Source organism: Mesorhizobium sp. L-2-11 (genome assembly GCF_016756595.1).
Classification (GTDB): Bacteria; Pseudomonadota; Alphaproteobacteria; order Rhizobiales; family Rhizobiaceae; genus Mesorhizobium.
In genome coordinates this window covers 5,594,514-5,606,986 of sequence record NZ_AP023257.1, presented here as the reverse complement: position 1 = coordinate 5,606,986, position 12,473 = coordinate 5,594,514, and the positions used below count along the sequence as shown (strand labels likewise).

At 63.2% G+C, this 12,473-nt stretch carries 12 protein-coding genes; 6 read left to right on the top strand and 6 right to left on the bottom strand.

Annotation, left to right across the window (positions count from 1 at the left end):
• Positions 1-9 precede the first annotated feature (9 nt).
• Together mtnA and mtnK are read right to left on the bottom strand one after the other, a co-directional pair.
• Positions 10-1,104 (bottom strand): S-methyl-5-thioribose-1-phosphate isomerase, encoded by a 1,095-nt coding sequence (mtnA, locus tag JG739_RS26770; RefSeq protein WP_202364135.1) that lies wholly within the window; start codon positions 1,102-1,104, stop codon positions 10-12.
• Positions 1,101-2,372, bottom strand: coding sequence for an S-methyl-5-thioribose kinase (gene mtnK, locus JG739_RS26765; RefSeq protein ID WP_202364134.1), 1,272 nt, complete (start codon positions 2,370-2,372; stop codon positions 1,101-1,103). Before mtnK ends, mtnA begins: the two co-directional genes overlap by 4 nt.
• A gap of 135 nt (positions 2,373-2,507) precedes the next feature.
• Here mtnK and JG739_RS26760 point away from each other — a divergent pair, with 135 nt between their 5' ends.
• From JG739_RS26760 to JG739_RS26750, 3 genes are all read left to right on the top strand, one after another.
• Positions 2,508-4,019: a sugar ABC transporter ATP-binding protein gene (locus tag JG739_RS26760; protein WP_202364133.1), complete on the top strand. Its 1,512-nt coding sequence runs from the start codon at positions 2,508-2,510 to the stop codon at positions 4,017-4,019.
• A 35-nt stretch (positions 4,020-4,054) separates the two neighbouring features.
• Entirely contained in the window at positions 4,055-5,074 is a 1,020-nt protein-coding gene (locus JG739_RS26755; protein ID WP_244749590.1) for an ABC transporter permease, read from the top strand.
• A gap of 62 nt (positions 5,075-5,136) precedes the next feature.
• Positions 5,137-6,192, top strand: coding sequence for a substrate-binding domain-containing protein (locus JG739_RS26750; protein WP_202364132.1), 1,056 nt, complete (start codon positions 5,137-5,139; stop codon positions 6,190-6,192).
• Between the two features lie 92 nt (positions 6,193-6,284).
• Here JG739_RS26750 and JG739_RS26745 read toward each other — a convergent pair whose 3' ends face one another.
• The 4 genes from JG739_RS26745 to JG739_RS26730 all read right to left on the bottom strand — a co-directional run bounded on the left by JG739_RS26745 (position 6,285) and on the right by JG739_RS26730 (position 10,035).
• Complete coding sequence (locus tag JG739_RS26745; protein ID WP_202364131.1) at positions 6,285-6,572, bottom strand: type II toxin-antitoxin system RelE/ParE family toxin; 288 nt, start codon at positions 6,570-6,572, stop codon at positions 6,285-6,287.
• Positions 6,565-6,825: a type II toxin-antitoxin system ParD family antitoxin gene (locus tag JG739_RS26740; protein WP_370463402.1), complete on the bottom strand. Its 261-nt coding sequence runs from the start codon at positions 6,823-6,825 to the stop codon at positions 6,565-6,567. Before JG739_RS26740 ends, JG739_RS26745 begins: the two co-directional genes overlap by 8 nt.
• 105 nt (positions 6,826-6,930) lie before the next feature.
• Positions 6,931-8,985, bottom strand: a complete 2,055-nt coding sequence (locus JG739_RS26735) for a bifunctional aldolase/short-chain dehydrogenase (RefSeq protein ID WP_202364129.1) — start codon at positions 8,983-8,985, stop codon at positions 6,931-6,933.
• 84 nt (positions 8,986-9,069) lie between these two features.
• On the bottom strand, positions 9,070-10,035 hold the full coding sequence (locus JG739_RS26730; RefSeq protein WP_202364128.1) for a sugar-binding transcriptional regulator: 966 nt from the start codon (positions 10,033-10,035) through the stop codon (positions 9,070-9,072).
• A 138-nt stretch (positions 10,036-10,173) separates the two neighbouring features.
• Here JG739_RS26730 and JG739_RS26725 point away from each other — a divergent pair, with 138 nt between their 5' ends.
• From JG739_RS26725 to JG739_RS26715, 3 genes are read left to right on the top strand one after another with little or no spacing between them, the layout of a single operon-like run.
• Positions 10,174-10,419, top strand: a complete 246-nt coding sequence (locus JG739_RS26725) for a type II toxin-antitoxin system ParD family antitoxin (RefSeq protein WP_202364127.1) — start codon at positions 10,174-10,176, stop codon at positions 10,417-10,419.
• A gap of 17 nt (positions 10,420-10,436) precedes the next feature.
• On the top strand, positions 10,437-10,751 hold the full coding sequence (locus tag JG739_RS26720) for a type II toxin-antitoxin system RelE/ParE family toxin (RefSeq protein ID WP_244749589.1): 315 nt from the start codon (positions 10,437-10,439) through the stop codon (positions 10,749-10,751).
• 58 nt (positions 10,752-10,809) lie between these two features.
• A complete protein-coding gene (locus tag JG739_RS26715) occupies positions 10,810-12,447 on the top strand; it encodes an acyl-CoA synthetase (protein WP_202364125.1) in 1,638 nt (545 codons plus the stop codon).
• Positions 12,448-12,473 lie beyond the last annotated feature (26 nt).

The following is a 12,473-nucleotide window of genomic DNA, read 5'->3' as shown; positions in this document are numbered from 1 at the left end:
GGAGCAGGATCATCCCCGTCCGGGAAACATCGCCTTCAAGCCGTCGCGCGACGCACTGGCGACGCCGCGCTCGGTGATCAATCCGGTGACCAGCCGCGCCGGCGTCACGTCGAAGGCCGGATTTGCGGCGGGCGTCGTCTCCGGCGAGATGCGGACCTGCGCAATCTCGCCATTCGCGCTCTTGCCCCAGACCAGCGAGACCTCGTCGCCGGAGCGCTGTTCGATCGGGATTTCGGCCAGCCCGTCACCCACCGTCCAGTCGATGGTCGGCGACGGCAGCGCGACATAGAACGGCACGTCGTTGTCGGCCGCGGCCAGCGCCTTCAGATAGGTGCCGATCTTGTTGCAGACATCGCCGTCGGCGGTGGTGCGGTCGGTGCCGACGATGACCATGTCGATCTGGCCGCGCTGCATCAGATGGCCGCCGGCATTGTCGACGATCAACGTATGCGGCACCCCGTGGCCGGCCATCTCCCACGCGGTCAGCTGGGCGCCCTGGTTGCGCGGGCGGGTCTCGTCGACATAGACATGAACGGGAATGCCGGCTTCCGTTGCCAGATAGATCGGCGCCGTGGCGGTGCCGTAGTCGACGGTGGCCAGCCAGCCGGCGTTGCAGTGGGTCAGGATATTGACCGACTCGCCCGACTGCTTGCGTGCTGCGATTTCCCTGATGATCTCAAGCCCGTTGACGCCGATGGCGCGGTTGAGGCCGACATCCTCGTCGGCGATTTCGCCGGCGCGCCGGTAAGCCGCCTCGGCGCGCTGTCCAGATGGAAGCGGCCGCAGCAAATTGCGCATCTCATCGAGCGCCCAGCGCAGATTGATCGCCGTCGGTCGGGTTTCGTGCAAGACCTCCCAGACGCCGTCGAGTGCCGCATCGGAAGGGTCGTCGGCCATCTGCATGGCGACGCCATACGCCGCGGTGACGCCGATCAGCGGCGCGCCGCGCACCCACATGTCGCGGATCGCCGTGGCGATGCCGGCAACGGTGCCGACTTTTTCGACGCGGAAATCATGCGGCAGCCAGCGCTGGTCGATGATCTCCACCGAACGCCGGTCGTCGCTCAGCCAGATGGTGCGGTAGTGGCGGTCGCCGACGTTCAAATCCTGTTCTCCTGTTCGATCAGCGCGGCCAGCGTGTTGACCTCGTCGATGCTGTGGATCTGGCGCCGGTTGACGGCGATGTGACGGCCGAATTTCAGCGCCTTCGCCTCACATGTGGCGCGCAGATCGGCGTCGGCAATGGTCTCGAAATCGGCATTGTGCGCGAGGCCAAGAATGCGCCGGTGCACCTCGACGCCGGCAAAGCCCAGCATGTCGGTCCAGACCTGGTGCAGCGTGTGGTCGAGCGCCTGCTCGGCGCCGAGCCTGTCGCCCTGATCCTCGAACAGGCTTTTCTGGTAGAGCATGCCGGTGCGCTCGGTTCGCCACAGATGCGAGAACTCGCTGCGGAACACCGACCATGTCTCGACCGTGACCTCGAGCAGATAGGCGCGCATCGCGTGGCGCTTTCCGTTCTGCTCGTGGCCGCGCTGCGAGAAGAACGCCATCCAGAAATTGGCGAGCAGCATGCCGACGTCGAAGGCGATCGGGCCGTAGAAGGCGAATTCGGGATCGATCATCCGCGTTTCTGTCTCGGTGACCATGATAGAGCCGGAATGCAGGTCGCCGTGCAGCAGCGTCTCCGCATTGGCGGCAAAAATGTGCTTCAGCCGCTGCGCCTCGACCTTGAGGTCGCGGTCGGCGCGCAACTCTGCGGCGATGCTGTCGAGTTGCGGGCTTGTATGCCGGTTCATCCTGGCGTCGAAATACGGGTCCGAGAAAACCAGGTTCTCGGTAATGTCGCAGAGCTCGACATTGTCGGCGAACAGCGCCAGGTCGGCCTTGCGATCTTTGGTCGCCATATGCAGGTCGGAGCCGCGAAACAGGGTGCGGGCCATGAACAGGCCGATGTCTCTGGCGATGTTGGGCAGTTGCCGGCCCTCGATCAGCGCCCGCCGCAGGATGATGTGCGGCGACAGATACTCCATGATGATCAGCGCCTGGCCTTCCTCGAAGTGATGGATCGCCGGCACCGAGCCGGGCGCTCTCGCCTGCTGCCGGGTCAGCGCGTGATATTCGAAGAAGGAGCGTTTTAGCGGCAGCGGCCAGCTGTCGCCGACCAGGCGGACATAGGGCAAGGCCTGCTTGACGACGGCCGCACCCTGGGCACCCTCGACGATGAACACCAGGTTCAGATTGCCGTCGCCGACCTCGCGAACCTTCCAGCGGGCCGTGTCCTTGCCGATATGCGAGCACAGCGCCGCGTTGGCGCCGAGCCGTGCCGCCAGGGTTTCGACCGACAGTGCTTCGAACGGCAATTTCCCAGTCATCCTCACCTCCCGTTTACGCGCTCTCATCTTAGTGGAGCCATCACGGTTGGTCCAAGCTAGGAAGCCCTCTGGCAATTGTCAATCGAGTTGACAATTGCCGGAACAGCCCATAGCGTCGTCGCCAGGGAGGAACGAATGGGCAATGATGCCGTGTTCCGCGTCGACGGCCTGAGGAAATCCTTCGGCCCTATCGAGGTGCTTGGCGGCGTCTCGCTCGATTTGCATGCCGGTGAAGTGACCGTGCTGATGGGCGCCAACGGCGCCGGCAAATCCACCCTGGTCAAGATCATCAGCGGCGTTTACGAGCGCGGCGGCGGCACGATGAGCCTCGCAGGCCAAAACTTCGCGCCGAAAACGCCGGCGGAGGCGATCCGCGCCGGCGTCGTCACCGTTCATCAGAACATCAATGACGGTGTCGTCGCCGATCTCGACGTCGCCACCAATTTGACGCTCGGCAGGCTGAGCGGCAGCGGCGCGCCGATCCTGTTCAATCCGGGCCGGGTGCGCCGCGAGGCAAAGGCGGTTGCCGACCGCATGGGGCTGATGATCGACCTGAAAGCCTGGATCAGCGATCTCTCGCTGGCCGACCGCCAGATGGTGGCGATTGCCCGCGCCATGGCGCATCAGCCGAAAGTGCTGATCCTCGACGAGCCGACGTCGTCCTTGTCCAGCGCCGAGGCCGACCGGCTTTTCGCGCTGCTCGACAGGCTGCGCGAGCAGGGCGTCGCCATCCTCTACATCTCGCACCGCATGTCGGACATCAGGCGGCTTGCCGACCGGATCGTCTCGATGCGCGACGGCGTCATCTCAGGTGTCTTCGACAGCAAGCCGCTCGATTATGAAGGCGCGGTCAACGCCATGCTCGGCCGCAAGATCCACCTCGACCAGATCGTCGCCAGGAATTCGGCCAGACCTGTCCTGACGATTGACGGGTTGCGCATCGCCGAAGCTTCCAGGCCGATCTCGCTGACGCTCGGCGACGGCGAGGTCGTCGCCATCACCGGCCTCGTCGGCGTCGGCAAGACCGCGCTCGCCGAGACGCTGTTTGGCGTGCGCAAGCCGCTGTCCGGCACCATGGTGCTGAACGGCAAAGCCTATGCGCCGGGGTCGACAGGCGAAGCGATCGCCGCCGGCGTGTTTCTCGTCGCCAAGGATCGAAGCGAAAACGGGATCGTCGGCGACTTCAACATCCAGGAGAATATCAGCCTGCCATTCCACAAGCGGATGTCGCGTCTGGGCGTTCTCAAGCGCAGCATTGAGCGCGCCACCGCCCGCCGGCAGATCAGCGAATTGGGCATCGTCTGCCGCTCGGAGAAGGACGAAATGTCCGCCCTTTCCGGCGGCAACCAGCAGAAGGTGATGGTCGCCCGCTGGATGTCGCAGGCGGCAAGACTGTTCATCCTGGACGAGCCGTTCCAGGGCGTCGACATCTCAGCCAGGCGCGACATCGCGGCCAAGCTGCGGGCGAGCGCCAACGGCCGTGCGACCCTGCTGTTCGTGACCGAGCTCGATGAGGCGCTGGAGACCGCCGACCGCATCCTGGTGATGTCGGAGCAGACAATCGTCGGCGAGCATCGCAACGCCGACATCGACCTCGAGCGCCTGCTGGCCGAAGTGGCGGGCGGGCCGCTGCACAGCGCGGCGTGAGGCGGGCAGATAATGGGACGTGGAATGGAGAGGGCATGAGTTCGGGTTGGGTTGAGATGGCAGCTGCGCGCGACCATGCCATCCGCTATGGCTTCATCGTTCTGCTGTTCGGGTTGATCGCCTATTTCGCCATCGCCGCCGATGGCTTCGTCTCGCCGCAGAGCGCCGTCTTCATCTTCCAGTCCGTCGCCATCACCGGCGTGCTGGCGCTCGGCGTCACCGCCACCCTGGTCGTCGGCGGCTTCGACCTGTCGATCGGCTCGGTCGCCACAAGCGCCATGATGGCAGCCGCCTATGTCATGGTGGTGCTGGAACAGAACGTCATCGTCGCGGTTGTCGCCTGTCTCCTGATCGGCGTCGTCGTCGGCCTCATCAATGGCTGGCTGATCGTCTATATGCGCGTGCCGGATCTCCTGGCGACGCTCGGCATGATGTTCCTGCTCGTTGGCCTGCAGCGCATCCCGACCGAAGGCCGCTCGATCGCCACCGGCATGACGATGCCCGATGGGTCGGTCGCCAACGGCACGTTTGGCCGCGCCTTCCTGGCGCTCGGCCGCCACCGCTTCGATTTCTTCATCCCCAACCTCATCCCGGTTTCGGTCGTCGTCCTGCTCGTGCTTGCGGTGCTGATCTGGTTCTTTCTCGAATACACCCGTTTCGGCCGCATGATGTATGCGGTCGGCAGCAACCAACGGGCTGCCGAGCTCGCCGGCGCGCCTGGCAAGGCATACAAAGTCTGGGCATACGTTATTTCAGGGGTTTTTGCCTCGATCGGTGGCATTTTGCTCGCTGCCCGGCTTGGACGCGGCGACATCGCCTCGGGTAACAATCTCCTGCTCGACGCTGTCGCTGCGGCGCTCATCGGCTACGCGGTTCTTGGCGCCGCCAAGCCGAACGCCTTCGGCACGGCTGTCGGTGCGGTGTTTGTCGGCGTGCTGCTGCAGGGCCTGACGATGATGAATGCGCCCTATTACACGCAGGATTTCATCAAGGGCGTGGTTCTCGTGGTTGCCCTTGTCTTCACCTTCGCCCTTTCCGGCAGGGGCACCAGGTAGGATTTCGACGGATAGGATTTCGCCCGGCTGAAAATTTGAGTTCAACAAGTGGAGGAGACACCATGAAGATCACAAGGAGAGTTTTGGGGAAGGCAGCACTCGGGTTTGCCGGTGCTGCGCTGCTGATGCAGGTGCCGGCGATGGCGCAGGACAGGCCGGCGCCGTTCGACAAGCCCGGCGCCGTCAAGATCGCGCTGGTCCGCTATCTCTCGACCGGCGACTTCTTCCAGGCCTATCTGTCCGGCGTCGAAGCGCAGGCCAAGGCGCTTGGCGTCGATCTGCGCGTCCTCGACAGCCGCCAGGATGCCGCCCTCCAGGCCGACATGGTCGACCAGGCCATTGCGCTCGGCGTCCAGGGCATCGTCATCCAGCACGGCCTGACGGAATCGATGAAGGAAGCCGCCCAGCGCGCGGTCGACGCCGGCATCAAGGTCGTCGCCTTCGACGTCAACGTCGAAAATCCTAAAATACCGCAGATCGAGCAGTCCGACCGCGACCTTGCACGCCTGGCGCTCGAGCAGGCGATCAAGGACAATGGCGAGAGCTGGAAGGCCGGCTACGTCTATGTCGCCGGCATCGCGCCGCTCGACCGCCGCAACGAGACCTGGGTCGAGTTCAAGAAGAAATATCCGGGCATCAAAGAGGCGGCGATGTTCGGCACGCTCGACAACCCGATCGCCAATTCCGTCGCCAACCAGGCCCGTTCGGTGCTGTCGGCCAACCCTGACATCAAGGTGATGTTCGCGCCCTATGATGAATTCGCCAAGGGCGTGAAGATCGCCGTCGACGAGGCCGGCCTGTCGCAGGACATCAAGATCTACTCGGCCGACATCTCGACCTCCGACATATCAGCGATGCGCGAGCCCGACAGCGCTTGGGCGGCGACGGCTGCCACCAATCCGGCCGTCGTCGGCCAGGTTTCGGTGCGCGCGCTGGCGCAGCTTCTGGCCGGCGAAGACCCTGGCCGCAACGTCATCGTGCCGCCGACGCTGATCACCCAGAAGGATCTGATCGACAAGGACATCAAGAACATGGAAGACCTCTCGGCCAAGCTGCCGCAGTTCGCCCATGCCGATGTCGCGATGCCGCCCTGGATGCCGAACCCGAACGCCAAGTAGGTTTTATCACAGGTAAGTGGAAAGAGCGGCTCGCGAGCGGCTTCGGGCCGCTCTTTACCAGGTCTGAATGCCTGCTCCGTCAGCTTCGTGGTTTACAGCCAGTGCTCCGGATCGCGCATCCCGTGGACGATCGCCACGACCAGGATGCCTTCCATCTGCGGTTCGTAGATGATGATGTAGCGGCCCTCGATGAGCACGCGGGCCGTCACGCTCAACTCTGGCCTCGCTGCGCCCATTTTGGGATGCTCCGCCGCCAACCCCAGTCTGTCAAAAATGCGCATGAGCAGCTTGTCGGCTGCCTTTTCACTCTCGATTGAGATGTTGTGCCAAATATCCCGCAAATCCTGCGAGGCGCGCGGCGTGAGCCGATATCTAGCCACGGGCGCGGCGTTCTGCTTTCAGACCGCGTATGAACTCGGCGGGTTCGACTTCCACCGGATTGCCGCTGGCCATGCCGTCGGCATAGGCCCGTTTCAAGTGTTCCAACTCCAAGGCGCGCAATTCCTCGCGCTGTTCCCACAGGCGCAAGGCGTCGCGGACAATCTCGCTGTTAGAGGCATATCCCCCGCCCTCGACAGCGCTTTGCAGGCGGGCAGCCTGTTGCGGGGTGAGGGATATGGTAAGGGTGCGCATGGCTTGGGTCTTCATGCGTAGCCTTATATCATATCTCACAAGATCTAACAATCTTTGTTAGGATTCTCCGGTGATCTCCCACCACGAGGGATGGCAGAGTTTCAGCTACCTCAACGCTGCCGCGATGTTGCCGCCATCCACCGTCGTCACATTGGCGGTGGTGCGCTCTGCCAGCGCCGAATGCAGGAAGGCCTGGGCGACGTCTTCGGCCGTCACTTCCTGCCCGAGCAGATTGCCCGCCATATATTCCTTTTCCGACACGCCGCGGGCGCTCGAACGGCTGGCGATCATCGCGTTGGTCAACAGCCCCGAACGGATGCGGTCGGCGTTGACGGCGTTTGAGCGGATGCCATGGGCGCCGTAGTCGACGGCGTATTGCCTGGACAGGAAAAGCGTCGCCGCCTTTGGCATACCATAGGCGCCGAACTTCGGACCTGGATTGATCGCCTGCTTGGAAGTGTTGAACAAAAGCACGCCGCCGGTGCCTTGCTCGAGCATGATGCGCACTGCGTTCTGCGCCGCCGACTGGTGGGCGAAGAAATTGAGTTCGAAGCTCTTGCGCAAAGTGGCGTCGTCGAGTTCGCCGATCCTGCCGTCCCAGGCCGCACCGGCATTCGAGACGAGGATGTCGAGGCCGCCGTAGACGGCGACCGCCTTGTCGAAGGCAGCGCGCATCTGTGCCGGGTCGGTGATGTCGGCGCCGACGCCGATTGAGCCGTTGCCGGCCTTTTTTGCCGCCTCCGTCGCCCTTGCCGCGTCGAGATCGACAACGACCGCATGCGCGCCGTTGTCGGCGAACAGTTTTGCCGTCGCGGCACCGATCGCGCCGGCGCCGCCGGTGACCAGCACAACCTGGCCGGTCAGTGGCTTCGGCTTGTTGGAGGCGAGCTTGGCTTGTTCCAGCGACCAGTATTCGAGCGGGAACAGGTCGGCTTTGGACAGTGGATGGAAATCGCCGATTGCTTCAGCGCCGCGCACCGCTTCGATCCACATCTCCCCGACGTCGGAGGCGATCTTCGCATCCTTCAGCGTGCGGCCATGGCCGAACATGCCGAGCCCCGGCACCAGCGTCAGCCGCGGCATCTGGTCGAGCATAGTACGCTTCACATCGTCGAGCGCGTCGTTGGTTTCGAAGTAGGCGCGATAATCCCCGGCGAATTTTTCGACGTGTTGGCGAATGACGGACTTATAGTCGCCGATCTTGTCCGCGTCGGGCGCCGGCAGCGCCATGGGTCCGGTCTTGATGCGGATCGACAGGTCGGGCGTCGACACGCCGCGCCCGGCATAGTCGGCAATTTTTGCCGAATTGATGAAATCGACGATCGCTTCCGAGGTGCGGAAGTCGCTGATCATGCGATCGAAGCGGCCTTCGCCGCGCGATACCGCGACCGCGCCGCGCAGCATCGGCGCAATCTCCGCAGGCTTCGCCAGCCTGGCCGGCAAGGCGGCTTTCTCGCTGCGCGGCTTGCCGTGGCTGGCGATGAAATCCTCGGCGACGTTCACATAATGGATCATCCGGTCGTAAGCCTGCTTGGCATCGTCGCCGAAGGTGAAAATGCCATGCTTGTCGAGGATCAGGCCTTCGACCGTCGGGTCGGCGTCAAAGACATCGGCAGCCGCCTTCGCCAGGTCGAAGCCGGGCATGATGTAGGGCACGAACCCCATCTTGCTGCCGAAGACCTTCTTGCTCAGCGCCTCGCTGTCGTCCTGGTCGACAATGGCGAGAATGGCGGTCGAGTGCGTATGGTCGACGAATTTATGCGGCAGGAAGGCGTGCAGCAGCGTCTCGACCGAAGGGTTGGGCGAAGACGGATCGATCAGGTTCGCCCGCTGCAGCGCCACCATGTCTTCGTCGGAGAGTTTTTTGAGCGACCGCGCCTTAAGCAGCGCGCCGAGCTTGACCGCCGGCAGGCCCTGCGGCTCGATGACGCCCATGTCCCAGCCGCTGCCCTTGACGCAGAGCACCTCCCATTCGTCCCCGACGAGGTCAGTGGCCTTTGTTTTGCACGATGTGTTGCCGCCGCCATGCAGGACAAGCCGCGGTTCGCCGCCCAGTAGCCTGGTCGTGTAGACGCGCAGCGCCAGGTCGCGGGCCACACCCTTTGTTGCATAGTCGGCAACCAGCGTCTCCGCGTCGCCGTCATTCCACAGGTTCTTCATGTTCGCTCGTCCGATTTGCTGTCGTCGTGAAACAGGAATGCCGCGACGCCTTGATGACAATGCGTCAGCGGCGGCTTGTATTCTCTAGGCGACCTTTTCCGCCGCCGGTCTGGCATGGTCGAGCAGCCGTCGCGCCATCCGCGCGCCGACCACCAGATGCGTGCACAGCCCACCCGCGATCGCCGCCACCAGCGGTCCGAACTTGCTGTCCTCCTGCACCACCACGAGACGCTTTTCGATCTTGCGCAGCGATGACAGCTCCGCCGAAATGATCCGCCGGTTATAGCTGCAGTCGAGCGCTTTGCCTTGCGAGTCGATGATCTGCCCGGCGATGACGCCGGCAGCCCCGGCACGGCGCAGCACCTCCATTTCGCTGACAGTCAGCGCGCCGCATTTGACGACATGGCTGTCGGCGTCGACGGTGCCGACCGAGTAAAGCGCCAGATTGCACGCACTGATGCCCGACAACTGCTCGCCGATCACCGGCTCGGCGCGCAGGCCGCGCGCCAATTCCTCTGTCGTCAGCACCAGCGGCGCATAGAAATTGAGTCCCTTGGCATTGAGCCGGCGGGCGATTTCCATGGTGCATTGGTCGGGCCGGTAGGAATAGGGGGCTCCCAGATTGCCGCAGAGTTGCACCACCGTGACATCCTGCAGGTCGGCATAGGACATGATGTCGGCGATCGTATAGATGGTCCTTCCCCAGGCGACGCCAATGCGATCACCCTTCTTGATCAGCTCGAGAAAGACGCTGGCCGCCAGCACCGCGATGTCGGTCGACGGATCGGCGACATGGCCGTTTTCCGGCGCGATCCAGACGGCATCGAGCTTGAATGCGTCTTCGAGCTTGCGCGCCATGACATCGTCCGTGAACAGCTGGGTCGAGGTCGAGATGTTTACGATGCCGGTCTCGCGCGCCTTGCGCAGATACATGGCGACCGAGGCGCGGGAAATCTTGAGCTGGTTGGCCACCTGGTCCTGGCGCAAGCCGTGGGCATAGTAGAGCCAGGCGGCCTTGTGAATAAGCTGTTCTGCCGGTCGGATCGCCATGCCATCTCCTTGCTGACATTATTCACGACTGTCGACAAAAGTCAAATTGTGGTGGTGAACTGCGGGTCTTTCCTCGATGCCAGTTATTGCGCTATTTTTGTTATCGCGTTAACAATAAACTGAACAGGAGGCCTGACAATGAACGTCTCATTGGGTGAGCGCTGGGAAACTTTTGTCTCCAACATAGTCAAGCGGGGCCGCTACGGCTCTGCCAGCGAAGTCGTGCGCGAGGGCTTACGCCTGGTCGAAGAACGCGAGGAAAAGCTGAAGGCGCTACGTGCCATGCTGGACAAGTCGTTTGCTGCTGACGGCGAAGCGACTGAGCAGGATATTGACGCGGCTTTGGAAGCCAAGGCTGAGCAACTCGCAAAGGAAGGCCTCTAGGAGTGCCACGGCTGCGTATGTTGCCGTCGGTACAGACAGATTTGGTCAATATCTTTGAATACGTCGCTCGCGAAAGCGGGAGCTTGGTGCTTGGCCGGCGTTTTGTGAATGCGCTGCGCCAGAAATGCCGCGATCTGGCAAGCTTGCAGGCGACGATCGGTCGTGCTCGTCCCGATCTCCGGCCGGACATCCGGAGTTTCGCTTTCCGGGGGTATGTCATTTTCTTCCGCTATGATGGAGATTGCTTCGAGGTGGCGAACATCATCGAAGGGCATCGCGATATCGGTGCTTTATGGTCAGAAGGTGAAGGCGGACAGGGGCGACAGGAGTAGCCGGGGCGGCCTCGCTCGCCAGTGTCCCGAAGCGTTCGATAAACATGGGGAGGACGGGATGGGCAATCCCTACGAACAGGATCTCGGCAGGAATCCAGCCAACCACCAGCCGCTGACGCCGCTCAGCTATCTGGAGCGGGCGGCAAGGACTTTTCCCGACCATGTCGCGATCATCCATGGTCGCCAGCGCACGACCTATCGCGATTTCTGGCGGCGGTCGCTGAAGCTTGCCTCGGCGCTGCACAGGCACGGCATCGGCAAGGGCGACACCGTCACCGTCATGCTGTCCAACACCCCGCCGATGCTGGAAGCGCATTTCGGCGTGCCGATGACCAGGGCGGTGCTGCATTCGCTCAACACCCGCCTCGATGCCGCGGTCATCGCCTTTCAGCTCGACCATGCCGAAACCAAGGTGATGGTCGTCGATCGCGAATTTGCAAATGTCGTCGGCGAGGCGCTGGCGCTGGCTAAGGTAAAACCGCTGGTCATCGACTATGACGATCCCGAATACCCCACTGACGCGCCCTATCCCAAGGGCGAGCCGATCGGCTCGCTCGATTACGAGACCTTCGTCGCGGGCGGCGACGAGGATTTCGCCTGGTCGATGCCGGACGACGAATGGGACGCGATCTCGCTCAACTACACTTCCGGCACGACAGGCAATCCAAAGGGCGTCGTCTACCATCATCGCGGTGCGGCGCTGATGGCCTATGCCAACACTATCCACGCCGGGATGGGCAAGCATGCCGTCTATCTGTGGACGCTGCCGATGTTCCACTGCAATGGCTGGTGCTTTCCGTGGACGCTGGCCGTGCAGGCCGGCACCCATGTCTGCCTGCGCTGGGTGCGGCCGAAGCCGATCTACGACGCCATCGCCGACCACGGGGTCACCCATCTGTGCGGCGCGCCGGTGGTGATGTCGGTGCTGATCAACGCCAGCGACGAGGACAAGCGGCAATTTCCGCAGACGGTCACCTTCAACACCGCCGCGGCACCTCCGCCGGAAGCGGTGCTGTCGGGCATGGCCGATGCGGGTTTTGCCGTCACCCACCTCTATGGCCTGACCGAGACCTATGGCCCCGCGGTCGTCAACGAATGGCATGGCGAGTGGGATGGGCTCGAAAAAGGCCTCAGGGTGGCGAGGAAGGCCAGGCAAGGCGTGCGCTATGCCGCGCTCGAGGATCTGACGGTGATCGACCCGGAGACGATGGAGGAGACACCGGCCGATGGCGAGACGATCGGCGAGGTCATGTTCCGTGGCAACATCGTCATGAAGGGCTATCTGAAGAACCGCAAGGCGACCGACGAGGCCTTCGCCGGCGGCTGGTTCCATTCGGGCGACCTTGGCGTCATGCATCCCGACGGCTACATCCAGCTCAAGGACCGCTCCAAGGACATCATCATTTCCGGCGGCGAGAACATCTCCTCGGTCGAAGTCGAGGAGGCGCTCTACAAGCACGGCGCCGTCGCCTCCTGCGGCGTCGTCGCCAGGCCCGACGACAAATGGGGCGAGGTCCCGGTCGCCTATGTCGAGCTGAAGCCGGGCAGGACGGCGACCGAGGTCGAGATCATCGACCACTGCCGCGCGCTGCTCGCCCGCTTCAAGGTGCCGAAAGCGGTGATCTTCGCCGAAATCCCAAAGACCTCAACCGGCAAGATCCAGAAGTTCCGGCTGAGGGAGATGGCGAAGGGGTAGGTGGATCAGGACCCATTCCGTGTCAG

Excerpts from the sequence above, each read along its gene's own strand:
- mtnK (WP_202364134.1), bottom strand. The coding sequence starts at position 2,372 with ATGACTGGGAAATTGCCGTTCGAAGCACTGTCGGTCGAAACCCTGGCG.
- JG739_RS26760 (WP_202364133.1), top strand. The coding sequence starts at position 2,508 with ATGGGCAATGATGCCGTGTTCCGCGTCGACGGCCTGAGGAAATCCTTC.
- JG739_RS26755 (WP_244749590.1), top strand. The coding sequence starts at position 4,055 with ATGAGTTCGGGTTGGGTTGAGATGGCAGCTGCGCGCGACCATGCCATC.
- JG739_RS26750 (WP_202364132.1), top strand. The coding sequence starts at position 5,137 with ATGAAGATCACAAGGAGAGTTTTGGGGAAGGCAGCACTCGGGTTTGCC.
- JG739_RS26740 (WP_370463402.1), bottom strand. The coding sequence starts at position 6,825 with ATGCGCACCCTTACCATATCCCTCACCCCGCAACAGGCTGCCCGCCTG.
- JG739_RS26735 (WP_202364129.1), bottom strand. The coding sequence starts at position 8,985 with ATGAAGAACCTGTGGAATGACGGCGACGCGGAGACGCTGGTTGCCGAC.
- JG739_RS26730 (WP_202364128.1), bottom strand. The coding sequence starts at position 10,035 with ATGGCGATCCGACCGGCAGAACAGCTTATTCACAAGGCCGCCTGGCTC.
- JG739_RS26725 (WP_202364127.1), top strand. The coding sequence starts at position 10,174 with ATGAACGTCTCATTGGGTGAGCGCTGGGAAACTTTTGTCTCCAACATA.
- JG739_RS26720 (WP_244749589.1), top strand. The coding sequence starts at position 10,437 with ATGTTGCCGTCGGTACAGACAGATTTGGTCAATATCTTTGAATACGTC.
- JG739_RS26715 (WP_202364125.1), top strand. The coding sequence starts at position 10,810 with ATGGGCAATCCCTACGAACAGGATCTCGGCAGGAATCCAGCCAACCAC.